Consider the following 22870-nt stretch of genomic DNA (forward strand, 5'->3'; position numbering starts at 1 on the left):
TCAGTCGTGCAAAGGGACGTCAGGCCGTGCCAGCGGCGTCAGCACTTCTCCCGGAGGGAGTGCAGGTGCGCGCTGGAGCGGCGCGCGAACGTGAAGGACTCGGTGGGGTTGTCGTGCTCGGCCTGCCAGTGGTGGGCGAGGCGGTGGCCGCGCAGCCGGGTCACGGCAGAGATGAAGCGCTGGTAGTCGATGTCGCCGTCGCCGACGTCGACCATGCGGTATCCGTACGGGTTCGACGGGTCGCTGGCGCCGTCCTTCACGTGGAAGAGCGGGTAGCGGTGCGGCTGCTTGAGGACGTAGTCGAGGGGCTCGAACGGCGCGGGTGTGCCGTCCGGCCGCTTGGAGAAGCGGAACTGGCCCACGTACGCCCAGTAGATGTCCATCTCGAAGTGGACGAGGTCGGGGTCGGTCTCGGCGAGCAGGACGTCGTAGAGGCGGACCTTGGGGTTGTCGCTGGCGAAGGAGAACTCCTCGGAGTGGTTGTGCTGGTAGAACTTCATGCCGCGCGCCTTCGCCGCCGCGCCGTAGGTGTTGAAGTCCTCGGCGGCGCGCTTCCACGCGTCGACGGTGGAGCCGTAGCGGAACGGGCCCGCGGCCGTGCCGATGTGCTTGAGGCCGAGGGCCTCGGCGTCGTCGAGGACCTTGGTGAGGTTCTGCGCGAAGGTGTAGGCGTCCGGGTTGCTGGAGTAGTAGCCGACGTGGCTGCCGATCGGGTTCAGGCCGTGGTTGCGCGCCAGCCGCCTGAGCTGGGCGAGGGTGATGGGGCCCGCCGAGCCCTGGGTGTATCCGGCGAACTCGACCTCGTCGTAGCCGTACTTTTCCAGTTCGGCGAAGACGGGGGCGAAGCCGAGCGTGGAGACCTTGTCGCGCAGGCTGTACAGCTGGATGCCGAGCCGGCCGGGCGGCAGGACGGGGCGGCCGCGGCCCGCGGCGCCGGAGGCGGTCCCGGTGGTGGACTCGGTGCCGTTGGTGGACGCGGTGCCGGTGGCGGCGGTCGCGGGGGCCGCTGCGGCGCCGAGCAGCGCGGCGGCGGTGGCGCCGGCGGCCACGCCGAGCATGCCTCGTCTGGTGAGGCGGTGGGTCAGTTCGGGGTCGGGCTGGGACATGCGGCTCATGCCTGGAACTCCTCGGTGTGGGACGGCGTTGTCAGTGGTGAGTGCTTCACTTGTGACCAGTCGGAAGGGACTGGCCGGTAAGACCGGTCGTGCTCGTGCGGGCCGGTCCGTGCGGTCGTGACCGTTCGGTCAGCCGAGTCCGGCGAGGTGGAGCAGGAGTGACTTCACGTCGATGGCCGCTATGCGGTCACCGACAGCGCGGGGGGTGGAGCAGATGAGGAGCGGACCGTCGTCGTCGCTCGTGGGAAGGCGGCCGTGGCTGCCGCGAATAGGTGAGGGATCCAGAGGCACGACCGCCATGCGGTAGCGCAGGCCCAGTTTCTTGCGCGCCAGTGCGGCCGCCGCTTTGACCCTGACGTAGGGGTCGAGGGGATCCATGAAGAGTTCGGCCGGGTCGTAGCCGGGTTTGCGGTGGATGTCGACGAGCCGTGCGAAGTCGGGCGCGCGGGCGTCGTCGAGCCAGTAGTAGTACGTGAACCAGGCGTCCGGCTCTGCTACGGCGACGAGTTCGCCGGCCCGCGGATGGTCGAGGTGGTGGGTCTTCTTGCCCTCGTCGTCGAGGAGTTGCCCGATGCCGGGCAGGCCGTCGAGGGCGGCCCGGGTGGCGTCGAGGTCCTCGGGGCGGCGGACGTAGACGTGAGCGATCTGGTGGTCGGCGACCGCGAAGGCGCGCGACGCCATCGGATCGAGGTACTCCATGCCGTCCTGTGTGTGCACGTCCAGCAGGCCGGCGCGGCGCAGCGCGCGGTTGATGTCGACCGGCCGGCTCACGCGGGTGATGCCGTACTCGGACAGCGCTACGACGGTACGGCCCTCCGCGCGGGCGTCGTCCAGGAGCGGTGCCATGGCGGCGTCCAGGTCGGTGGCCGCTTTCAGGGAGCGCGGGTCGTCGGGGCCGAAGCGCTGCAGGTCGTAGTCGAGATGGGGGAGGTAGCAGAGCGCCAGATCAGGGTGCCGGGTGCGGATGATGTGGCGGGTCGCGTCGATGATCCACCGAGTGGAGACGAGGTCCGCTCCCGGACCCCAGAAGTGGAACAGGGGGAACGTGCCGAATGTCTCGGTGAGTTCGTCGTGCAGGGCCGCGGGCCGGGTGTAGCAGTCGGGTTCCTTGCGGCCGTCGGCGTAGTAGATCGGGCGGGGGGTGACGGTGATGTCGGTGTCGGCGCCCATGGCGTACCACCAGCAGATGTTGGCGACCGTGTAGCCGGGGTGCGCGCGGCGGGCGGCGTCCCAGAGCTTGTCCCCGGCGACGAGTCCGTTGTGCTGGCGCCACAGCAGGACGTCGCCGAGTTCGCGGAAGTACCAGCCATTGCCGACGATGCCGTGCTCCGAGGGGAGGGTGCCGGTGAGGAAGGTGGACTGGGCGGCGCAGGTGACGGCGGGCAGGACCGTGCCCAGCGGGGCGCGGGAACCGGACTGGGCGAGGGCCTTGAGGTGGGGCATGTGGTCGAGGAGATGGGGGGTGAGGCCTACGACGTCGAGGACGAGGAGCGGGGTGGGGGACGCGTCGGAGGGGTGGTGGCTCATGGCAGTTCCTTCAGGCCGAGGTCCGTCAGCAGGTCGCGGGCGAGGGTGAGTTCGGCGGAGATGCCGTCGGCGAGCTGGGCGCGGGCGCGGGGCCGCAGCTCGGGCGGGAGGGCCTGCCAGGTGTAGGTCTCGACCTCAAGGTGGCGGGTGAGTGGGTGTGGTCCGCCGACGAGCCGGGTCAGGGCGGCTTTCAGGACCGGGAGCGTGGAGGTGAGGGGCGCGGCGGGGGCCGCGTGCAGCGGGACGTGGAAGTGGGCGCGCCAGGGCGAGGAGTCGGGCAGGACGTCGCCCCGCAGTGCCTCGTCGAGGTCGTCCGTGCCGCGCAGTCCGGCGGCGGTGGCGGCGCGGGTCTGGTGCAGGAAACGGGGTTCGGCGAAGGCGGCGAGGGCGGCGCGGACCTCGGGCAGATGCGGGTGCTCGGCGTGCAGGGCCGCCGAGAGCTGGGACTTCACGACGGGGACGCGGGCCTCGTCGAGCGCGTCCAGGGCAGCGTGTGGATCTTCGAAGGAGGTGGCGAGGTGGCAGGTGTCGACGCAGATGCCGATGCGGTCGTGGGCGATCGACGACAGCGGGGCGAGGGCGTCGCGGGTCGTCTCGACGACGCAGCCGGGTTCGGGTTCCAGGCCGACGCGGATGGAGCGGCCGGTGAGGTCCTCAAGGGCGTCGAGGCGTTCGGCGAGGCTGAGCAGGGCGGTGCGGGCGGTGGTGGCGCGCTCCTTGTCGTAGGCCGTGCGCCAGGCGAGCGGCAGGGTGGAGATGCTGCCGTCGGTGACGTCGTCCGGGAGCAGAGCGGCCAGGACGCGGGCCAGCGCGGTGGTGTGGTCGAGGCGTTCGGGGTCGGCCCAGTCCGGCTTGTAGACGCGGTACTTGACCTCTTCGGCGCCGAAGCCCTCGTAGGGGAAGCCGTTGAGGGTGATGACTTCCAGGCCGCGGCGGTCGAGTTCGCAGCGCAGGCCGCGCAGGGCGGACGGGTCGGTGACCAGGGCGTGGGCGGCGGCGCGGGCGAGCCACAGCCCGATACCGAGGCGGTCGCGGCCCAGGCGGCGGCGGACGGGCTCGCAGTGGTCGCGGAGCTGGGCGAGGACGCCGTCGAGGGTTTCGGCCGGGTGGACGTTGGTGCAGTAGGCGAGGTGGACGGTGGAGCCGTCGGGGTGGCGGAAGCGCATGGCTCACGCCTCCGCGGCCGGAACACCGACCGGCTCGTGCCCGTCGTCTCTCGGCGCGCCGCGGAGGACGGAGTTGCCCTCGTGGGTGGCCGCGGTGGCCGTGACGTCGAGATTCAGCCGGCCGCTGAGTCCGTAGAAGGCGACGGGGTTGCGCCACAGCACCCGGTCGACGTCGTCCTCGCTGAAGCCCTCGGCAAGCATCAGGTCGCCGACCTCGCGGGTCTTGAGGGGGTCGCTCCTGCCCCAGTCGGCGGCGGAGTTCACCAGGACCTGCTCGGGCCCGTAGGCGCGCAGGATCGCGACCATCCGCTCCGCGTCCATCTTGGTGTCCGGATAGACGGAGAAGCCCAGCCAGCAGCCGCTGTCCTTGGCCTCCTTGACGGTGGTCTCGTTGAGGTGGTCGACCAGGACGCGCTCCGGGGGCAGTGCGCACTCGCGGACGACGTCGAGGGTGCGGCGCAGGCCTGCGAGCTTGTCGCGGTGCGGGGTGTGCACGAGTGCGGGCAGGCCGTGGTCGGCGGCGAGCTGGAGCTGGGCGGCCAGCGCGGTGTCCTCGGCGGGGGTCATGGAGTCGTAGCCGATCTCGCCGACGGCCACCACGTGGTCCTTGACGAGATACCTGGGCAGTTCGTCCAGGACGGGGACGCAGCGCGGGTCGTTGGCCTCCTTGGGGTTGAGGGCGAGCGTGCAGTGGTGGGCGATGCCGTACTGGGCGGCGCGGAAGGGCTCCCAGCCGAGGAGGGAGTCGAAGTAGTCGAGGAAGGAGGCGGGCGAGGTGCGGGGCTGGCCGAGCCAGAAGGAGGGCTCGACCACGGCGCGGACGCCCGCGGCGTACATGGCCTCGTAGTCGTCGGTGGTCCTGGACGTCATGTGGATGTGGGGGTCGAAGATGCGCATCAGGACTCCTTGCCGTGGGGGTCGTCCGAGCGGTGCGACGGGGTCGCCGGGGGCTCCGTCCCGGTCAGGGCCAGGACGCGGTTCAGGTCCTCGGGGACGGGGCGGCCCGCGGCGGTGCGTTCGGCGGCGTAGTCGCCGAGCATGCGGGCGAGTTCGCTGTCCCCCTGGGCGCGCCGGGCCAGGTCCGCCACGTGCTCGACCGAGACGCCGGTGAACAGGCACTTCAGTACGGCGTGGCGCCAGTGGTGCGGGGCGAGGTGCCGGGCGGCGTACGGGCCGACGGCGGCGGCGAGGAGCCGGGTGTCGTTGGTGCGCAGGGCGTCCTCGACAAGCGGAAGGGACTCGGGGCCGGGCACCAGGTCCGGCAGGGCGTGCAGGACGGCGCGGCGCTCGTCGGCGGTGCCCTGGAAGTAGACCCGGGCCAGGGCGTCGGCGTCGGCGCGGGCCGCGTGCAGGATGAGGACGCGGGCGGCGTCGGCGTGCGCGGGACCGCAGCGGCGGCCGGCCTCGGCGAGGCGCAGCTCCCACACGGTGATGGGGCCGTGGATACCGGGATGGGCGGCGGCCTCGTCGAGGGCCTGGTCGAGCCAGGCGCGGGTGGCTCCGCCGAGGTGCGTGGTGAGGTGACGGCGCAGTTCTTCCGGTGGCGTGAGAGCGAGGGTGGTGTCGTGGGCTTCCGCCGTGTGCCGGGGGCCCGGGCCGCTCGTGGTGGGTGCCGCCGCGGTGAGGTCGAGGCAGTGCGTCTCGGGGTGGTGCGTCGTGTGGTGTGTCATGGGGTGGTGCTCCCTTCGGGGGTGGCGGAGGGATCCCCGTGGGGTGGGGCGGTGTGGGACGTCGTGGGGGCGGAGGGAGCTTCGGGAGGTGGGGCGTCGGGTTCAGATGGCCTGGTGGCGGCGACAGCAGCGGCGTACCGCGGGGCGCCGTCCCCGTCCGGTGATGGGGTGGCCGCCGCCCCGGCGGCACGGCGGAGGAACCGGAGGGAGCGTTCGGCGAAGTGAGGGCCCGCGTGGGAGTGGCGGGGAAGTTCGACGACGGTCAGGCCCTGGTAGCCGGTTTCGGCGAGAGCCATGAGGACGGGCGGGAAGTCGATCTCCCCGTCGCCGAACGGGAGGTGTTCGTGGATGCCGCGGCGCATGTCCTCGATCTGTACGTGGCGCAGCCAGGGAGCGGCGGCGCGTACGCAGTCGGCGGGCGGGAGGGGTTCGAGGCATTGGCAGTGCCCGATGTCGAGGGTGAGGCCGAGGGCGTCGGGGTCGCCTAGCGTGCGGCGCAGGCGGTGGAAGCCGGCGAGGGTGGCGAGGAGGTGGCCCGGTTCCGGTTCCACGGCGACCGGGATACCGGCGGTGGTGGCGGCGTCCAGGACGGGGGTGAGCGTCTCGGCGAGGCGTTTCCACGCCGTGTCCTCGTCCGTCCCTGCCGGGACGGTGCCGCTGAAACAGTGCACGGCGTGGGCTCCGAGGTCGGCGGCGACCTGGACGGCCCTGGTGAGGAGGTCGACGCGGCGGGCGCGGTCGTCCGGGTCCGGGTCCAGCAGGGAGGGGCCGTGCTTGCGACGGGGATCGAGCACGTAACGGGCACCCGTCTCCACGGTGACGCCCAGTCCGAGCGCATGCAGGCGGTGCGCGACCCGCCGGGTACGGGCGGCGAGGCCGGGGGCGAGCGGGTCGAGGTGCATGTGATCGAGCGTCAGGCCGACACCGTCGTAACCGAGGTCGGCGAGCAGGGCGAGGGCGTCGTCGAGACGGAGGTCGGCGAGGCCGTTGGTTCCGTAGCCGATGCGGAGGGCCGGGGCGTGGCCGGGGCGGGTGGAGCAAAGGGTTGTCGTCGCAGGGTCGATGGCGCGCCCGGCTCGGGCGCTCGTGCGGCCTTGCCGGGGGCCAGGCCGCACGGGATCAGGCAGGGGTCCAGCCGTCACGCGATCAGGCTCGGGACCGGTGCTCGTGCGGTCCCGCGGCGGGCTGGTCCGCACGGGATCAGGCAGGGCTCCAGCGGTCACGTGACCGTGCTGGGGCCCGGTGTTCGCGCGGTCCCGCTCGGCTCCGGTGCTGACATGATCGTGCTGAGGCCCGGTGCTCGTGCAGTCCCACTGGGGCCCGCTGCTCACCTGATCCCGCTGGGCCCCGGCGCTCGTGCGATCCCGCTCGGCTCCGGTGCTGACGTGATCGTGCTGAGGCCCAGCGCTCGTGCGGTCCCACTGGGGCCCGCTGCTCACCTGATCCGGCTGGGCCCCGGTGCCCACCCGATCCCGCTGGGACCCGGCGCTCGCACGGTCCCACTGGGGCCCGGTGCCCACCTGAGCCCGCTGAGACCCGATGCCCACCCGATCCCGCTGGGCCCCGGTGCTCGCACGGTCCCCGTTCCGGTTCCGCTCCGCTCCAGCCCGCACGTCGCGCCGTGCTCCGCTGCTCATGTGATGCTCACCTTTCTCGCGAATCTCCGCCCGATCGGGGCGAGGGCCGCGACCGACAGGGCGGTGGCCACGGCGCCGGCGCGGGCGGTGAGGGCGGCCTGGAGGGGGATCGTCGCGCGGATGCCGGCGCCGACGGCTCGTTGGGTGAGGGGTGGTGAGGGGTTGAGGGTGGCGTGGAAATAGGGGCGGGCGGCGGTCGCGGCGTAGACGGCGCCGAGGGCGGTGGCGAGGCCGGCGGTGGCCTGTTCCAGCTGCGGCCGCCCGCGCTCGGTGGAGCGTGGGGCGGCCGGGTGCGAGCGGGTTCCAGACAAGTCGTCGGCAGCCACTTTCCGTTGACCGGTCGCCGGGGGGCGCGAGGGGCGGTGGGTCATGAGGCGGGTCAGCAGACCGGTCGTGGCGAGAGCTGCCAGAGGGACAAGAGGTGAGCCGCCCCGGGCCTCCTGGCGGGACACGCTCGTCACGGCGAGGGTGTGGGTGCCCAGGAGTGCTGCGGAGGGCAGGGCCACGCGGGTGCGACCGGTAGTGGCCGCGGCTCCCAGGAGCAGGTCCAGTCCGCGGGCCGCCGCCATCGCCACGGGGCCGGCGGGCGTGTGCTTCAGGGTGAGGTCGTACGCCCAGACCGTGGCCGCGAGGGGTGCGGCGACGGCGAGAGCGGGGCGGCCGGCGCGGGTGGCCAGGGCCAGCCCGGCTCCGGTCAGGGCGCAGGCCGCCGTGAGGGCGGTGGCCGGTCGGATGCGGCCGGACGGGAGGGGTCGGTGCGGGCGATCGGTGGCGTCCTCCTCGCGGTCCGCCCAGTCGTTGAGGGCCATTCCGGCCTCGTACAGGCAGAGGGAGGAGCCGATGGCGAGCAGGGTACGGCCGTCGGGCCGTGCGCCCATCGCGGCGGCGCCGGCCAGCGCATCGCCGGGGACGGTGAACAGGGCGGGCAGGCGCAGCAGTTCGGCCCAGGCACGCCCGCGGCTCCGGCTCTCGGACGTCCGCTCCGCCCGCTCACCCCGGCTCACTGCCGTTCCCCCGGCCCCTCGGTCCAGCGACCAACCCCCGTTGCCGACGGCATCCCCGCCTCATCGCCCCGCTCATCCGCAACGACCAGCTCCTCTTGGCCTCCAGCGCCCCGCACAGCAGGACCTTCCGTCGGCTCCCCTGGACCATCACCCGGCCCAGCAGAACCCCCCTCCCGCTTCCCCGGCGCATCGCCCCGCCCGGCCGCCCCCGTAGGCCGCTCCCCCGCCCCGGCTCCGCGCAGCCTCCGCGCGAACCCCAGCAGCGCCGCGTACTGCTCGGCGAGCCCCGAAGGTGCGTCCCCCACCGGGTCCTTGAAGTAGAAGCCGAGGTCACCGAGGGGGCCGGAGAGGCCGAGTTCGTGGGCGCGGGCGGTCAGGCGGGCCAGGTCGAGGACCAAGGGGGCCGCGAGCGCCGAGTCGCAGCCCTGCCAGATGGTCTGGAGGATCATGCGGGTGCCGAGGAAGCCGTCGAAGGCGATGTGGTCCCAGGCGGTCTTCCAGTCGCCGAGCGCGGGGACGTCGTCGATGTGGACCTCGCCCTCGGGAACAACGCCGAGGGTGTCGGCCAGCACCCTCTCCTTGCCCGCGTTCTTCGCCGCGGCGGCGGCCGGGTCGGCCAGGGCCGCACCGTCGCCGCCGCCCAGCAGGTTCGTTCCGGACCAGGCCCGCACGGTCAGCGCCCGCTGGGCGAACATCGGGCCCAGGACCGAGCGCAGCAGTGTCTGGCCGGTCTTGCCGTCGCGGCCCGCGTACGGCAGGCCGGACGACTCGGCCAGCGGGGCCAGCGCGGGGTGGTGCAGGCCGGTCGACGGGGTGAAGTTGACGTACGGGCAGCCGGCGCGCAGGGCCGCCGCCGCGTACAGGGAGCTCGGCGGCAGGGCGTCGCCGCCCGTTGCCGCGGGCTCGGTGGAGGCCACGTTGACGACCACCGCTCGTGCCAGACCGTGGCGTCGTACGAAGTTCCGTAGGTCCGCGGTGAAGGCGGCGATCAGGTTCTCCGCGGTGCAGGTGTCGCCCGCGGCCGGGCCGCCGGGTCTGATCTCCCGGTCGGCGGCGGCCAGTTCGGCCGTCACGGCGGAGGGGAGGCCCGGCAGCAGCACGCCGCCGGCCGCCAGGGCTTCCGCCCGTTTGGGCAGGGGGCAGTCGATCGTGTCGTGCCCGCCGAAGACCAGCGACGACAGCGCCGGCAGGCCGCTGTCCGCGAACGCGGGCGTCTCGGTCACCAGGCCCGTCGGCGGATGCAGGCCCGCGGTCACGGCGGCGCAGCCCGCCATCACGGTGGTGGCGACGGAGCCGCGCGCTCCGATCAGCCACACCCCCACACGGGAACCAGAACGGGACGCGGACATGCGCAGCCTCCTTGTCGAACGCGGACCCCAGCGGGGAGGTCAAGACGACGGGCGGGAGTCCGGCGTCCCCCGCCCGTCGCCGCTCAGTTGCCCTGGTCGGGCAGTTCCTTGATCCGGATGTCGCGGAAGGACACCTGGTCGCCGGCTCCGTGGTTCTGGATGCCGATGTGTCCGTCCGTGAGGCTCCGGGCCGGATCGGTGTTGGTGAAATCGTTGATCTTCACGCCGTTGAGCCAGACGCGCAGGCGTTCGCCCTCCACGCGGATCTCGTACGTGTTCCACTCCCCCGGCGGGTTCAGCGCACGGTCGCGCTTCTTCAGGTCGGCGGAGCGGAAGCCGTAGACGGACCCCGTGGTCTTCTCGGGTACGTCCGTGGCGTCGATCTGGATCTCATAGCCGTGGCCGACCGCCGACCACGGGTCGTCGGAGGGCGGGAAGCCCACGAACACGCCCGAGTTGTCGTCGCCGGCCATCTTCCAGTCGAGCTTCAGGGAGTACGACGAGAAGCCCGCAGCGGCGTACCAGAGCAGGCCCATCCCGCCGGTCGACGTCAGGGTGCCGTCGTCGGACAGGGTGAAGGAGCCCGGGCCGGCCTGCCGCCAGGCCTCCAGCGAGGCGGAGGTGCCGTCGAAGAGCGGACGGTATCCGTTCTCCGGTCGGCAGTCGGCCTGTACATCGCCGATCGCATACCGGATCCCGCCGAGCAGATGCTCCCGGAACGCCGGTTCGGCGTAGGACTCCTTCGTGTGGCCGCCGCCGGTGTAGAAGGCGCGGCCGCCCTGGTAAGTCTGGCACCAGGCGATCGGGTGGTCGCCGTGCATGGTGCCGCCGGTGTACGACGACTCGTCGAGGGAGGCGAGGACGTGGGCCCTCTCGCGCGGATTGGAGCGGTAGTTGTACCACTCGTCCGTGCGGTTCCATGCCCGCGGCAGGCCCGAGGTCGCCGGGTGCGCGTGGTCCTCGACCTGCACCGTCGCGGGCTGGATCGCCGGGTGCGACTGGAAGTAGGCGCCGGCGAGGCCGCCGTAGAACGCCCAGTCGTACTCGGTGTCGGCGGCGGCGTGGATGCCGACGTAGCCGCCGCCCCGGCGGATGTAGCCCTCGAAGGCGGTCTGCTGTGCGGTATTCAGTACGTCGCCCGTCGTCGACAGGAACACGACCGCGTCGTACCGCCGCAGGTTGGACGGTGTGAACGCGCCCGCGTCCCCGGTCGCGTCGACCGTGAAGCCGCCCGTCGTGCCGAGCTGCTTCACGGCGGCGACGCCGTCGGGGATGGAGTCGTGCCGGAAGCCGGCCGTCTTGGAGAAGACCAGCACCCGCTTCCCGTCGTCCTCGGCCTGCGAGGATGCGGGTCCCGAGACGCAGCCCAGCAGCAGGGCCGCGCCCACGGCTGCCGTGGTCAGTCGGCTGGTCGATCGCATGGCAGCCTCCCTCAGTCCGTCGTGAAGGTGAAGTCGTCCACGTCGTACAGGGCTCCGGAACCGCTGCCCTTGAAGACCAGGTAGAGCGTGGTCGTACCGCGCGGTGCACGCGACAGGTCAGCGCTTACGTCCTGGAAGTTCTCCCAGCCGCCCGTCACCGGCACGGTCGCCTTGCCGAGCAGGGTGCCCGTGGACGAGCCGGCGCGGATCTCGAGGGTGCCGCCGGTGCCGCCGGACGAGACGCGTGCCGTGATCTTCTTTGCGTTGCTGAGCAGGTACGGCGTGAAGGAGATCCAGTCGCCGTTGTGGATGTCACCGACGGTCCTGCCGCCGTGCGCGGTGCCCTTGGTGATCACCGAGACGCCGGAGCCGTTGCCGAAGTGCTCGGCCTGGCGGTGCCTGGGCTGGGCGACGTTCTGGTCGTGCGTGGTCAGCGGGGCCTGGCCGCCGCCTCCGCCGTCGGTGTACTCGGCGTCGATGACCCCGAAGATGTTGGCGTCCTCGTCGTGGCCGCCGTCGGCGCTGGTCTGGAGGGTGCCGGTGCAGCCGTTCGCGGAGGTGAGCGGGTGGCCGTGGGTGTCGTGGCCGAGGATGAAGGTGACCTTCACCTTCGCGCAGTCGATCGCCTGGCCGTCCTCCGGGTCGGTGACCTTCACCTTGAAGGGGATCGCGTCACCGAAGCTGAAGAGCTGCCCGTCCTTCGGTGTCTCCAGGACGACCTTGGGCGCGGTGTTGCCGACGACGATCTGCACGCTCGCGCTGCCGGTGCGGCCGGAGGGGTCCTTGGCGGTCAGTGTCGCCGTGTACGTGCCGTTCTTGCGGTAGGTGTGCGTCGGGTCGGCCGCGGTCGACTGCCTACCGTCGCCGAAATCCCAGCTGTACGTCAGCGCATCACCGTCCTGGTCGCTCGTCCCCTCGGACGAGAACTGCACCCTCAGCGGCGCCTGACCGGATGTGCGGTTGGCCGTGGCCTGGGCAACGGGCGAGTGGCCGTCGGTGGCGTTCTCGATGCGGTACAGGGCCGAGTTGTCGTCGCCGCCGAACCAGGCGGTGCCGTAGTCCAGGACGTACAGCGCCCCGTCGGGGCCGAAGGCCATGTCCATGATCTGGGTGCCGGTCCACGGGAAGTCGTTGATGGACTGCACGGTGCCGCTGCCGTCGCTGACGATCCGCTTGATCCAGCGCCGTCCGAACTCCCCGGCGAAGAAGTCCCCGTCGTACGCCTCGGGGAACTTCACCGGCGAGTCGAGCGAGGCGTCGTAGCGGTAGACCGGGCCGCCCATCGGGGATTCCGCGCCGCTGCCGAACTCGGGCACCGAGCCGCCGTCGTACGGGATCCAGGCGGGCTGGGCCGGGGGCAGGTCGGTCAGGCCGGTGTTGTTCGGCGAGGTGTTCTTCGGCGCGGCGCAGTCGAAGGCCGCGCCGGAGGTGCCGGTGGCGAAGTCGTAGTCGATGTACGCGTCGTTGTCGCCGGTGCAGTACGGCCATCCGTAGTTGCCGGGGCCGGTGACGCGGGCGAACTCGACCTGGCCGGCCGGGCCGCGCGCCGGGTCGGCGGCGCCTGCATCCGGTCCGTAGTCGCCGACATACAGGATCCCGGTCTCCTGGTCGACGCTGAAGCGGAACGGGTTGCGGAAGCCCATCGCGTAGATCTCGGGTCGCGTCTTGTCCGTGCCGGGCGGGAAGAGGTTGCCCTCGGGGATGGTGTACGAGCCGTCGGCGTTCACCTTGATGCGCAGGATCTTGCCGCGCAGGTCGTTGGTGTTGCCGGAGGAACGCTGGGCGTCGAAGGCGGGGTTGCGGTTGGCGCGCTCGTCGATGGGGGTGAAGCCGTCCGACTGGAACGGGTTGGTGTCGTCGCCCGTCGACAGGTACAGGTTGCCGGCCGCGTCGAAGTCGATGTCCCCGCCGACGTGGCAGCACAGGCCGCGGGAGGCCGGGACGTCGAGGATCTTCTTCTCGCTGGCGGCGTCCAGGGTGCCGTCGGCCTTCAGTACGAAGCGGGAGAGCCGGTTGACGCCGTCGAACGGGGCGAAGTCGGCCGCGGTGCCGGTCTCGGGCGCGTCGCCCACCGGGGTGTTCAGCTTCGGCGCGTAGTAGAGGTAGATGAAACGGTTCTCTGTGAAGTTCGGGTCGACGCCGATGCCTTGGAGCCCCTCCTCGTCGTGGGAGTAGACGTCGAGCTTGCCCACGAGCTTCGTGTTGCCCGCGGCGTCGGTGAGGCGCAGCTCGCCGTCGCGGGAGGTGTGCAGGACGGAGCGGTCCGGGAGGACGGCGAGCGACATGGGCTCGCCGACCTCCGCCTCCCCCTTGGCGAGGGTGACCTGCTGGAAGTCCTCGGCCGCGACCGCCTCCCCGTCGGCGACGGCTGCGCCGGCCTGCGGTGCGGCGAGGGTCAGGGAGGCGCCCGCCAGCAGCGCCCCGGTGAACAGGGCCACCGCCTTGCGGAAGGAGGGACGCCGCGGGGACGGGCGTCGTGTGTGGGTCTCGGTTCTGTCGGTGCTGGTGGTGCGGTCGTTCCCGTGCACGAATGCCTCCATCGATGGGGCCGGTTGTACGGGCGGGTGCGTACGCCGGGATGCGCCGTCATCCCGGAGAGTTCACGTGAGGCTCAGTTGCCGAACGCCGCGTCGAAGGAGGCCGACGGCGGCTCGAAGTCGTAGGCCTTGAGGCGGGTCAGGGCCTCGGGTGCGCCCTGGAGCCGGTCCATGCCGGCGTCCTCCCACTCGACGGAGACGGGGCCCTGGTAGTCGATGGAGCGCAGCATCCGGAAGACGTCCTCCCAGGGGACGTCGCCGTGCCCGGCGGAGACGAAGTCCCAGCCGCGCCGCGGGTCGCCCCAGGGCAGGTGGGAGCCGAGGCGGCCGTTGCGTCCGTCGAGGCGCTTGCGGGCCTCCTTGCAGTCGACGTGGTAGATCCGGTCGCGGAAGTCCCACAGAAAGCCGACCGGGTCGAGGTCCTGCCACACGAAGTGGGAGGGGTCGAAGTTGAGTCCGAAGGCCGGTCGACGGTCGACCGCATCCAGTGTGCGTACGGTCGTCCAGTAGTCGTAGGCGATCTCACTGGGGTGGACCTCGTGCGCGAATCGCACGCCCTCGGCGTCGAAGACGTCCAGGATGGGGTTCCAGCGCTCGGCGAAGTCCTCGTAGCCGCGCTCGATCATCGACTCGGGCGCCGGCGGGAACATGGCGACCAGATGCCAGATGGCGGAGCCGGTGAACCCGATGACGGTGTCGACGCCGAAGCGGGCCGCGGCGCGTGCGGTGTCGGCCATCTCGGCGGCGGCGCGCTGCCGTACACCCTCCGCGTCCCCGTCGCCCCAGATGCGGGCGGGCAGGATCGCCTGGTGGCGCTCGTCGATGATCGCGTCGCAGACGGCCTGGCCGACCAGGTGGTTGGAGATCGCCCAGCACTTCAGGCCGTACTTGTCGAGGAGTTGGTGCCGGGAGTCGACGTACGAGGGGTCGGCGAGGGCCTTGTCGACCTCGAAGTGGTCGCCCCAGCAGGCCAGTTCGAGGCCGTCGTAGCCGAAGTCGCGGGCCAGGCGGCAGACCTCCTCCAGGGGCAGGTCCGCCCACTGACCGGTGAACAGCGTGAAGGTGCGCGGCATCCGGATCTGCCTCCTCAGAGCACTATCGGCGTGTAGACGGAGTTCTTCTCGGCGCTCTCCTCCACCGCCGCGAGCACGCGCTGCACCTGCAGCCCGTCGGCGAAGGAGGGTTCGGGCCTGCGGCCCTCGGCGATGGCGTGGACCAGGTCGCGGGCCTGGTGGACGAAGGTGTGCTCGTAGCCGAGGCCGTGGCCCGGCGGCCACCAGGCGTCCAGGTAGGGGTGGTCGGGTTCGGTGACGAGGATGCGGCGGAAACCGGCGTGCACGCCGGGCTCCGTACCGTCGTGGTACGACAGCTCGTTGAGCCGTTCCAGGTCGAAGGCGAGCGAGCCGCGCTCGCCGTTGAGCTCGATGCGCAGGGCGTTCTTGCGGCCGGTGGCGTACCGGGTGGCCTCGAAGGAGGCGAGGGCGCCGGAGGCGAACCGGCCGGTGAACAGAGCGGCGTCGTCCACGGTGACCTGGCCGGTGCCGGTGGCGGTGACGGCGGACAGGCCGCTGGTGGGGCCGGTGGGCAGGGGCCGCTCGCGGACGAAGGTCTCGGTGAGCGCGGAGACGCCCGCCAGCTGATCGCCGACCAGATACTGCGCGAGGTCGACGATATGCGCGCCCAGGTCGCCGAGCGAGCCCGAGCCGGCCTGTTCCTTCCGCAACCGCCAGGTCAGCGGGAACTCCGGGTCGACCAGCCAGTCCTGAAGGTACGTCACTCGCACGTGCCGCAGCCGGCCCAGACGGCCCTCGGCGACCATGCGGCGGGCCAGGGCGGTGGCGGGCACCCGGCGGTAGTTGAAGCCGACCATCGCCAACTGCCCTCGTACGTACGCCTCTTCGGCCGCCCGCGTCATAGCCTCGGCCTCCGCCACGGTGTTGGCGAGGGGCTTCTCGCACAGGACGTGCTTGCCGGCGGCGAGGGCGGCCAGGGCGATCTCGGCGTGGCTGTCGCCGGGAGTGCAGATGTCGACGAGGTCGATGTCGTCCCGTTCGACCAGGGCTCGCCAGTCGGTCTCGGCGGCGGCCCAGCCGTGCCGGTCGGCCGCCGCGCGCACGGCGTCGGCGTCCCGGCCGCAGATCACCGCGAGTTCGGGGTTCAGCGGCAGGTCGAAGACACGGCCGGCCGTGCGCCAGCCCTGGGAGTGGGCGGCGCCCATGAAGGCGTAGCCGACCATGCCGACGCGCAGCGGTGGCCTGGCGGTTCCGGGGCGGGGGGTGCGGTCGGCGGGTTCGTGCTCGGTCACGGTGGCGTCCGGGCGCGGGGCGGGGGCCGTAGCGACCGGGCCGGTGTGCGTCCCGGTGACGGCAGTGGCCTGGACGCCGGGACCTGCGGCCGGGGCACCGGGCCCGAACTCGGCACCCGCCCCGGTCTCGGCACCGGCCTGAGCCTCCGCATCGGGCGTGGTCTGGGGGCCGGGCCCCGTCTCGGCACCGGGCCCGGCCTCGGCGCCGAGCACGGCCTGTGCTCCGGCCCCGGACACGGACCGAGCCGCTGCCCCACCGGCGGTCTGCGCCTCTGCCCCGGCAACGGTGCGGCCTCCTGCCCCGGACACGGCCCCGGACACGGCCCCGGACACGGCCACAACGCCGCTCCCGGCCCGAGCCCCGTCAACGGTCCCGGCCCCGGCACCTGCACCGGTCCTGGCCCCGGCCCCGGCTCCGGCTCCGGCTGCGATACGAGGCCCTGCCCCGGGCCCGTCCTGCACCCGAGCCCCGAGCCCGCTGCCGATCCCGCTGTCGGCGGGCGATCCGGCACCGACGGCCGACCCGGTGCCGGCAGCCGGCCCGCCGGGTCCTGCCTCCGCCTCGGCCCCGTCGGGCTGCTGCGGCTGTCCCATGGGAGTGTCCTCCTCGTCGTCGTGGCGCGGTGGGGGGTGGAGGCCCGACCTCGCTGGTCCGGTCAGGCCTGTGGTGCGAGGCGCCTCACTTGAAGCCGGTGGACATGTACTGGTCGACGTTGGTCTTGTCGACGACGGCCGAGTAGAGCGTGATCGAGGCCGGGATCTCGTACTCGGCGAGCCCGCCGACGCCCTTGCCCTGGCCGAGGGCGCGGGCGAGGTCGATCGCGGAGGCGGCCATGGTCGGCGGGTACAGGACCGTCGCCTTCAGGACGCCGTCGTCGCGCTTGATCGCCTGGAACGCGGAGAGCGCCCCGGCTCCGCCGACCATCAGGAAGTCGTCGCGTCCGGCCTGCTCGATGGCGCGCAGTGCGCCCACGCCCTGGTCGTCGTCGTGGTTCCACAGCGCGTCGAACTTCGACTGGGCCTGCAGGAGTTGGGCCATCTTCGCCTGCCCGGACTCGACGGTGAACTCGGCGGCCTGACGGGCCACCTTCCTGATGTTCGGGTAGTTCTTCAGGGCGTCGTCGAAGCCCTGGGTGCGCTGCTTGGTCAGCTCCAGGTTGTCGAGGCCGGCGAGCTCGATGACACGGGCGTTCGACTTCCCTTTGAGCTTCTCGCCGATGTAGTGCCCGGCGCTGAGGCCCATGCCGTAGTTGTCGCCGCCGATCCAGCACCGGTAGGCCTGCGGGGTGTTGAAGATCCGGTCGAGGTTGACGACCGGGATGCCCGCGCGCATCGCCTTGAGCCCGACCTGGGTGAGCGCCTTGCCGTCGGCGGGCAGCACCACCAGCACGTCGACCTTCTTGTTGATGAGGGTCTCGATCTGACCGATCTGCTGGGCGGTGTCGTTGGAGCCCTCGGTGATCTCCAGCGTGACGTCCGCGTACTTCTCAGCGCGCTTCTTGGCGTTGTCGTTGATGGCGTTGAGCCAGCCGTGGTCGGCCTGCGGGCCGGCGAAGCCGATGGTGACCTGCTTGCCGGGCTTGTCGTCGGCGGCGGGCTGGTCGTTCGCGGCGGGCTCGTCATTGCCGGAGTCACTGGGCTCGTTACTCGTGCAACCTGCGAGGAGGGCACCGGCGGACACGGCGGCGGTCCCGAAGAGCAGTCCTCTGCGACTGGTGAGGTGCGACATGGTGGTGAACCCTTTCCTCAGGTCGTGCTTGCGGTACGGCGCTGGACCAGCACGGCGGCGACGATGATCGCGCCCTTGGCGATCTGCTGGACGTCGCTCTGCAGGTTGTTCAGGGCGAAGATGTTGGTGATCGTGGTGAAGATCAGGACGCCGAGCACGGAGCCGGTGATGGTGCCGCGGCCCCCGCTGAGCAGCGTGCCGCCGATGATCGCGGCGGCGATGGCGTCGAGTTCGTAGAGGTTGCCGTTGGTGTTCTGGCCGGAGCCGGACAGGACGATCAGCAGGAAGGCGGCGATGCCGCAGCACAGCCCGGACAGCAGGTAGAGGTAGAGCCGCTGGCGGCGTACGTCGATGCCGGCGAGCCGGGCCGCCTCGGCATTGCCGCCCACGGCGACGGTACGGCGGCCGAACGTGGTGCGGTTGAGCACCAGCCAGCCGATGACCGTGACGACGGCGAAGACGAGGACCAGCGGCGGTATACCGAGTACATACGCGTCGCGTTCGCCGAGATCCAGTACGCCGTCGACGGTGACGATCTGCGTTTTGCCGTCGGTGATCTGCAGGGCGAGGCCGCGGGCGGAGGCCAGCATGGCGAGGGTGGCGATGAACGGGACCATCCCGCCGTACGCGATGAGCAGCCCGTTGACCAGGCCGCAGCCGAGGCCGACGGCGACCGAGGCGAAGAGGATGCCGCCGAAGCCGTATTCCTGGGTGGCGACGGTGGTCGCCCACACCGAGGCGAGGGCGACGATCGCGCCGACGGACAGGTCGATGCCGCCGGAGGTGATGACGAAGGTCATGCCGACGGTGACGACACCGATCACGGAGGCCTGGGTGAGGACGAGTTGGAGGTTGCGGGTGTCGAGGAACTCGTCGGGCTTGGTGATGCCGCCGATGAGGACCAGGACGGCGAGCACGCCGAGCAGGGACAGGGTGCGAACGTCGGCGCGGGCCACCAGGCCGCGCCAGGCGGGCGGTTGGTCGGCCGACGGCACCTTGTCGGTGCTGCTCCGCGGCGGGGAGACGGGCTGCGTCATGACGCCGGGCTTCCTTCCATGACGAGGTCGAGTACGCGGTGTTCGTCGAGTTCGCGGGCGGGGGCCGTGTGGACGACGCGGCCTTCGCGCAGCACCAGGACGCGGTCGGCGAGGCCGAGCACCTCGGGCACCTCACTGGAGACGAGGAGCACGGCGAGGCCTTCATTCGCCAGTCGACGGACGACTGCATACAGTTCGGCGCGGGCGCCGACGTCGACCCCGCGCGTGGGTTCGTCGAGCAGCAGGACACGGCAGCCGCGCAGCAGCCAGCGCGCCAGGACGGCCTTCTGCTGGTTGCCGCCGGACAGGGTGCGCACCGGCACGGACGGGTTGTCGGGCCGAAGCGACAGCTCGCGGGTCGCCGCCCGGGCCGCGCCGAACTCGGCGCCCCGGTCGATCCAGCCGCCGCGGGAGAAGCGGGACAGGCCGGAGACCGACACGTTGCGGGTGACGGACTCCAGCATCAGCAGGGCCTGCGCCTTGCGTTCCTCGGGGGCGAGGCCGAGGCCGGCGCGGACGGCGGCGCGTACGCTGCCGGGCTTCAGCGGGCGCCCGTCGACGAGCACCTGGCCGGATGTCGGCTTCCGCGCACCGTATACGGTCTCCAGGATCTCGGAGCGGCCGGAGCCGACGAGCCCGGCGAGGCCGACGATCTCCCCGGGCCGCACCTGAAGGTCGAAGGGCTCGAACTCCCCCTCCCGGGCAAGCCCCTTGATCTCCAGGACGGGCGTGCCGCCGGGGACGGAGGCGGGCCGGTCCGGGAAGACGTACTCGACGTTGCGTCCGGTCATCAGCGCGACCACCTCGCGGGTCGGCGTCGTCTTCGCCGGCAACCCGCCGGCGACGGCCCGGCCGTCCTTCAGCACGGTCACCCGGTCGCCGATGCGGCGGATCTCCTCCAGACGGTGCGAGATGTAGACGACGGCGACGCCGTCGGCGGTGAGGTCGCCGACGATGCGGAAGAGGTTGTCGACCTCGTCCGGGTCGAGGGCGGCGGACGGTTCGTCCATCACGATGAGCCGTACGTCGTGGGAGAGCGCCCGGGCCATCGACACGATCTGCTGCTTGGCCGCGGACAGTTCGCCGACGAGCCGCGCCGGGTCGATCTCGGGGTGCCCGAGTCGCGTGAGCAGGGCGGCTGTTGATGCCCGCGCGGCCTTGCCCCGTACGACGAAGCCGGCCGCCGTGGGTTCGTGGCCGAGGTGGACGTTCTCGGCCACCGACAGGTGCTCGACCAGGTCGAGTTCCTGGTAGATGGTGGCGATGCCCAGGCGCATGGCGGCGATCGGCGAGCGGAGCGTGACCTGCTCGCCGCGCCAGTGGATGGTGCCGGTGTCGGGCTGGTGGGCGCCGGCCAGGACCTTGATGAGGGTGGATTTGCCGGCGCCGTTCTGGCCGAGCAGGCAGTGCACCTCGCCGGCCTGGACGTCGAGGTCGACGCCGTCGAGGGCCCGGACTCCGGGGAACGACTTGGTGATTCCGGACATGCTGAGCAGCGGTGGTTGTGGTGCCATGCGGATTCCCCTCGGCGGGCGCGGGCCGGTGTCAGGGCGCTGTCGGGCAGACGTGTTCAGGGCAGGGCAGGGCAGAGCAGGGCGTGGTGCTGACGGGCCGTACTGGAGCCGTACTGGTGAAGGCTTACGCGGGTGAGAACAGGTGGTCGCTGATGAGGCGGGCCGCGCCGATGACTCCGGCGGTGGGGCCCAGCTCACCCAGGACGATGGGCAGGTTGCCGGTCGCGAGCGGCAGCGACTGGCGGTAGACCTGGGTGCGGATCGCGGCGAGCAGGGTGTGGCCGAGGCCGGTCACCCCGCCGCCGATCACCACCAGGCCGGGGTTGAAGAAGCTGACCAGGCCGGCGATGACCTGGCCGGTGCGGTTGCCGCCCTCGCGGATCAGGTCGAGTGCGGTCGCGTCACCGGCGGCGGCCGCGGCGGCGACGTCGACGGCGCTGAGGCCGCCGTTGGTCTCCAGCCGTGCGGCGAGTTCGGCGGACAGGCCCTGCTGGGCGGCCTCCGTCGCGTCCCGGGCGAGGGCCGCCCCGCTGAAGTGGGCCTCCAGACAGCCCCGGTTGCCGCAGGCGCACGGGTGGCCGTCGGGCACGGCCTGGATGTGCCCGATGTCGCCGGCGCTGCCCGTCGTACCGCGGTAGACGTGACCGCCGACGACGATGCCGCAGCCGATGCCGGTGCCGATCTTGACGCAGAGGAAGTCGGCGACGGTGCGGGCGACGCCCGCGTGCTGCTCCCCCAGCGCCATCAGGTTCACGTCGTTGTCGACCATCACCGGGCAGCCGAGGTCCTGGCTGAGCGCCTCCCGTACGGGGAAGCCGTCCCAGCCCGGCATGATCGGCGGAGCCACCGGGATGCCCTCGGGGAAGCGGACCGGGCCCGGGACGCCGATGCCGGCGCCGTCGAAGCCCTCCGCGAGCCCCGAGGCCTTCAACTTGGCGGCCATGGACAGGACTTGTTCGAAGACCGCGACCGGGCCCTCGCGTACGTCCATGGGCTGGTTGATGTGCCCGAGGATCTCCAGTTCGGCGTTGGTGACGGCGACGTCGACGGAGGTCGCGCCGATGTCGACGCCGAGGAACCGCAGCTGCGGGTTGAGCCGGATGTTGTGGGAGCGGCGGCCGCCGCGCGAGGCGGCGAGTCCGTCGGCCACCACCAGCCCCGTCTCCAGCAGCCGGTCCACCTCCACGGCCAGCTTGGACCGTGACAGGTCGATCCGGTCGCCCAGCTGGGCACGGGAGTTGGGGCCGCCGTCGCGCAACAGCTTGAGGAGTCGGGCCTGGTGGGCGTTGGCAGGTCGTGCCGTCATGCGTCTCACGTGCCCCTCCCCGCCTCAATCGGCCTGTGCGCGCCGGTTTCCGGCCACATCCGTGGCTTGCTTTCGGAGGGAACGTAGCAGCGGCCGCTGGGGCTGGGAAGAAGTCACGCACGAATTGCTTCCAACTTTCTCCACTCACAGGACAAAGCTGTCGGCGTGCGCCTTACCTCGCGGGTCATCGACGGCCGTGGACGCGGCGGGCAGGGTGGTGTCCGCTGCTGCCCCTCTGCGAAAGGCCCGGCATGACCGCCACACCCGACGCCCCCGGCCCCGACATTCCCGGCCCCGACGCCCTGTTGAGCGCCGTACCCTTCGCCGCGGACCTGGGCATCGCTCTGCGGGAGGCCGACGCCGCCCTCGTCAGGGCGGTCCTGCCGTGGGCTGCGCGACTGTGCACGGTGGGCGGCGTGTTGCACGGCGGGGCGCTGATGACGCTCGCCGACACGGCCGGCGCGGTGTGCGCCTTCCTGAACCTGCCGGCGGGCGCGACGACGTCGACGGTGGAGTCCAAGACCAGCTTCTTCCGCGCCGTGCGGTCCGGTGCCGTTCATGCCGAGGCGCGGCCGGTCCATGTGGGCCGCTCCTTCGTCGCGGTCCGCACGGACCTGTACGACGACACCGGAGCACTGGTGGGGCAGACGACGCAGACGCAGGCCGTCCTGACCGCCGGGTGAGCGGCCCGGCAGAGGCGGGGTGGGCCCCCTAGTGAGCCGGTCTTGATGTCTCGCTTCGGCACGTGAGCTGTGTTCTGTTTCAGATCATGGCTGTGCTGGTGACAGGCTGCTGTTCTTCGGTGTGCTGACGGTATGGGGGACAACAGGCTGGAACCGCTGGTGTTATCCGAGGCCGAGCAGCTGACGTTGCAGGGCTGGGCGAAACGCCGGACGACTGCTCAGGGCCTGGCGAAACGAGCGCGGATCGTGCTGATGTGTGCCCGGGGTCTGAGCAGTACCGCCGTGGCCGCGCGGCTGGACACCGACCGCGGGACCGTGGCCCGGTGGCGGACGAGATTCCTGCGGAACCGGCTCGACGGACTGTCCGACGAGCCGCGCCCGGGGGTGCCACGCACCATCACCGACGCCCAGGTGGAGGAGGTGGTGGTGGTGCGCACCCTGGAAGAGACCCCGGGGGGTGCGACGCACTGGTCGAAGCGGGAGCTGGCCCGGCGGGTGGGGATCTCACCGACGAGCGTGCTGCGGATCTGGCGGGCCTTCGGCCTCCAGCCCTGGCGGACCGAGGACTTCAAGATCTCTCCGGACCCCTTGCTGATCGACAAGATCCGCGACGTGGTCGGGCTCTACCTGGCTCCGCCGGCGAACGCGGCGGTCTTCGCGGTGGACGAGAAACCGCAGATCCAGGCCCTTGAGCGGACCGCTCCGGTGCTGCCGATGGTCCCGGGCACGCCCGAGCGGCGCAGTTTCGACTACGTCCGGCACGGCACCATCGACCTGTTCGCCGCCCTGAACACCGCCACCGGCAAGGTGATCGGAAAACTGTCCGCACAGCACCGGGCGGTCGACTTCCGCGACTTCCTCGACGAGATC

General features: G+C 72.0%; 18 protein-coding genes. 2 read left to right on the forward strand and 16 right to left on the reverse strand.

Going from position 1 to position 22870, the window contains the following annotated elements; genetic code table 11:
• Nucleotides 1-38 precede the first annotated feature (38 nt).
• From ACYVMZ_RS08135 to ACYVMZ_RS08210, 16 genes are all read right to left on the reverse strand, one after another.
• On the reverse strand, nt 39-1115 hold the full coding sequence (locus ACYVMZ_RS08135) for a sugar phosphate isomerase/epimerase family protein (protein WP_461077055.1): 1077 nt from the start codon (nt 1113-1115) through the stop codon (nt 39-41).
• Nucleotides 1116-1244: 129 nt separating this feature from the next.
• Complete coding sequence (locus ACYVMZ_RS08140; protein ID WP_461077057.1) at nt 1245-2642, reverse strand: alkaline phosphatase family protein; 1398 nt, start codon at nt 2640-2642, stop codon at nt 1245-1247.
• A complete protein-coding gene (eboE, locus tag ACYVMZ_RS08145; RefSeq protein ID WP_461077059.1) occupies nt 2639-3808 on the reverse strand; it encodes a metabolite traffic protein EboE in 1170 nt (389 codons plus the stop codon). Before eboE ends, ACYVMZ_RS08140 begins: the two co-directional genes overlap by 4 nt.
• A 3-nt stretch (nt 3809-3811) precedes the next feature.
• Complete coding sequence (locus ACYVMZ_RS08150; RefSeq protein WP_461077061.1) at nt 3812-4705, reverse strand: TatD family hydrolase; 894 nt, start codon at nt 4703-4705, stop codon at nt 3812-3814.
• A complete protein-coding gene (locus ACYVMZ_RS08155; protein WP_461077063.1) occupies nt 4705-5478 on the reverse strand; it encodes an EboA domain-containing protein in 774 nt (257 codons plus the stop codon). The genes ACYVMZ_RS08150 and ACYVMZ_RS08155 overlap by 1 nt, the downstream gene beginning before the upstream one ends.
• Nucleotides 5475-6542, reverse strand: coding sequence for a sugar phosphate isomerase/epimerase family protein (locus ACYVMZ_RS08160; protein ID WP_461077126.1), 1068 nt, complete (start codon nt 6540-6542; stop codon nt 5475-5477). Before ACYVMZ_RS08160 ends, ACYVMZ_RS08155 begins: the two co-directional genes overlap by 4 nt.
• A 569-nt stretch (nt 6543-7111) precedes the next feature.
• Nucleotides 7112-8119 carry an SCO3242 family prenyltransferase gene (locus tag ACYVMZ_RS08165; protein ID WP_461077065.1) on the reverse strand — a complete coding sequence of 336 codons (1008 nt, stop codon included), beginning with the start codon at nt 8117-8119 and terminating at the stop codon, nt 7112-7114.
• Nucleotides 8116-9468: an inositol-3-phosphate synthase gene (locus ACYVMZ_RS08170; RefSeq protein WP_461077067.1), complete on the reverse strand. Its 1353-nt coding sequence runs from the start codon at nt 9466-9468 to the stop codon at nt 8116-8118. The genes ACYVMZ_RS08165 and ACYVMZ_RS08170 overlap by 4 nt, the downstream gene beginning before the upstream one ends.
• A gap of 83 nt (nt 9469-9551) precedes the next feature.
• Nucleotides 9552-10889 carry a ThuA domain-containing protein gene (locus ACYVMZ_RS08175; RefSeq protein WP_461077069.1) on the reverse strand — a complete coding sequence of 446 codons (1338 nt, stop codon included), beginning with the start codon at nt 10887-10889 and terminating at the stop codon, nt 9552-9554.
• 11 nt (nt 10890-10900) lie between these two features.
• Nucleotides 10901-13417: a PQQ-dependent sugar dehydrogenase gene (locus ACYVMZ_RS08180; protein ID WP_461077071.1), complete on the reverse strand. Its 2517-nt coding sequence runs from the start codon at nt 13415-13417 to the stop codon at nt 10901-10903.
• Nucleotides 13418-13500: 83 nt separating this feature from the next.
• Nucleotides 13501-14499, reverse strand: a complete 999-nt coding sequence (locus tag ACYVMZ_RS08185; protein WP_461077073.1) for a sugar phosphate isomerase/epimerase family protein — start codon at nt 14497-14499, stop codon at nt 13501-13503.
• A 14-nt stretch (nt 14500-14513) separates the two neighbouring features.
• Nucleotides 14514-15662: a Gfo/Idh/MocA family protein gene (locus ACYVMZ_RS08190; protein ID WP_461077128.1), complete on the reverse strand. Its 1149-nt coding sequence runs from the start codon at nt 15660-15662 to the stop codon at nt 14514-14516.
• A gap of 748 nt (nt 15663-16410) precedes the next feature.
• Nucleotides 16411-17460: a substrate-binding domain-containing protein gene (locus ACYVMZ_RS08195; protein WP_461077075.1), complete on the reverse strand. Its 1050-nt coding sequence runs from the start codon at nt 17458-17460 to the stop codon at nt 16411-16413.
• A gap of 17 nt (nt 17461-17477) precedes the next feature.
• Nucleotides 17478-18497, reverse strand: coding sequence for an ABC transporter permease (locus tag ACYVMZ_RS08200; RefSeq protein WP_461077077.1), 1020 nt, complete (start codon nt 18495-18497; stop codon nt 17478-17480).
• The gene (locus ACYVMZ_RS08205) at nt 18494-20011 is read right to left on the reverse strand and encodes a sugar ABC transporter ATP-binding protein (protein ID WP_461077079.1); all 1518 of its coding nucleotides are present in this window, start codon (nt 20009-20011) and stop codon (nt 18494-18496) included. The genes ACYVMZ_RS08200 and ACYVMZ_RS08205 overlap by 4 nt, the downstream gene beginning before the upstream one ends.
• A 124-nt stretch (nt 20012-20135) precedes the next feature.
• Nucleotides 20136-21317 carry an ROK family transcriptional regulator gene (locus ACYVMZ_RS08210; RefSeq protein WP_461077081.1) on the reverse strand — a complete coding sequence of 394 codons (1182 nt, stop codon included), beginning with the start codon at nt 21315-21317 and terminating at the stop codon, nt 20136-20138.
• 251 nt (nt 21318-21568) lie between these two features.
• On the opposite strand from ACYVMZ_RS08210, the gene ACYVMZ_RS08215 reads away from it, so the two are divergent.
• Both ACYVMZ_RS08215 and ACYVMZ_RS08220 read left to right on the forward strand, forming a co-directional pair.
• Nucleotides 21569-22000, forward strand: coding sequence for a PaaI family thioesterase (locus ACYVMZ_RS08215; protein ID WP_461077083.1), 432 nt, complete (start codon nt 21569-21571; stop codon nt 21998-22000).
• A gap of 132 nt (nt 22001-22132) precedes the next feature.
• On the forward strand, nt 22133-22870 hold a 738-nt coding region (locus tag ACYVMZ_RS08220), incomplete at its 3' end, for an IS630 family transposase (RefSeq protein WP_461077085.1).

This window comes from Streptomyces deserti (assembly GCF_054782695.1).

What these genes read in the sequence shown, in the direction of transcription:
- ACYVMZ_RS08185 (WP_461077073.1), bottom strand. Translation starts at nt 14,499, where the DNA reads ATGCCGCGCACCTTCACGCTGTTCACCGGTCAGTGGGCGGACCTGCCC.
- ACYVMZ_RS08135 (WP_461077055.1), bottom strand. Translation starts at nt 1,115, where the DNA reads ATGAGCCGCATGTCCCAGCCCGACCCCGAACTGACCCACCGCCTCACC.
- eboE (WP_461077059.1), bottom strand. Translation starts at nt 3,808, where the DNA reads ATGCGCTTCCGCCACCCCGACGGCTCCACCGTCCACCTCGCCTACTGC.
- ACYVMZ_RS08175 (WP_461077069.1), bottom strand. Translation starts at nt 10,889, where the DNA reads ATGCGATCGACCAGCCGACTGACCACGGCAGCCGTGGGCGCGGCCCTG.
- ACYVMZ_RS08150 (WP_461077061.1), bottom strand. Translation starts at nt 4,705, where the DNA reads ATGCGCATCTTCGACCCCCACATCCACATGACGTCCAGGACCACCGAC.
- ACYVMZ_RS08205 (WP_461077079.1), bottom strand. Translation starts at nt 20,011, where the DNA reads ATGGCACCACAACCACCGCTGCTCAGCATGTCCGGAATCACCAAGTCG.
- ACYVMZ_RS08190 (WP_461077128.1), bottom strand. Translation starts at nt 15,662, where the DNA reads ATGGTCGGCTACGCCTTCATGGGCGCCGCCCACTCCCAGGGCTGGCGC.
- ACYVMZ_RS08210 (WP_461077081.1), bottom strand. Translation starts at nt 21,317, where the DNA reads ATGACGGCACGACCTGCCAACGCCCACCAGGCCCGACTCCTCAAGCTG.
- ACYVMZ_RS08155 (WP_461077063.1), bottom strand. Translation starts at nt 5,478, where the DNA reads ATGACACACCACACGACGCACCACCCCGAGACGCACTGCCTCGACCTC.
- ACYVMZ_RS08195 (WP_461077075.1), bottom strand. Translation starts at nt 17,460, where the DNA reads ATGTCGCACCTCACCAGTCGCAGAGGACTGCTCTTCGGGACCGCCGCC.
- ACYVMZ_RS08170 (WP_461077067.1), bottom strand. Translation starts at nt 9,468, where the DNA reads ATGTCCGCGTCCCGTTCTGGTTCCCGTGTGGGGGTGTGGCTGATCGGA.
- ACYVMZ_RS08140 (WP_461077057.1), bottom strand. Translation starts at nt 2,642, where the DNA reads ATGAGCCACCACCCCTCCGACGCGTCCCCCACCCCGCTCCTCGTCCTC.
- ACYVMZ_RS08200 (WP_461077077.1), bottom strand. Translation starts at nt 18,497, where the DNA reads ATGACGCAGCCCGTCTCCCCGCCGCGGAGCAGCACCGACAAGGTGCCG.
- ACYVMZ_RS08215 (WP_461077083.1), top strand. Translation starts at nt 21,569, where the DNA reads ATGACCGCCACACCCGACGCCCCCGGCCCCGACATTCCCGGCCCCGAC.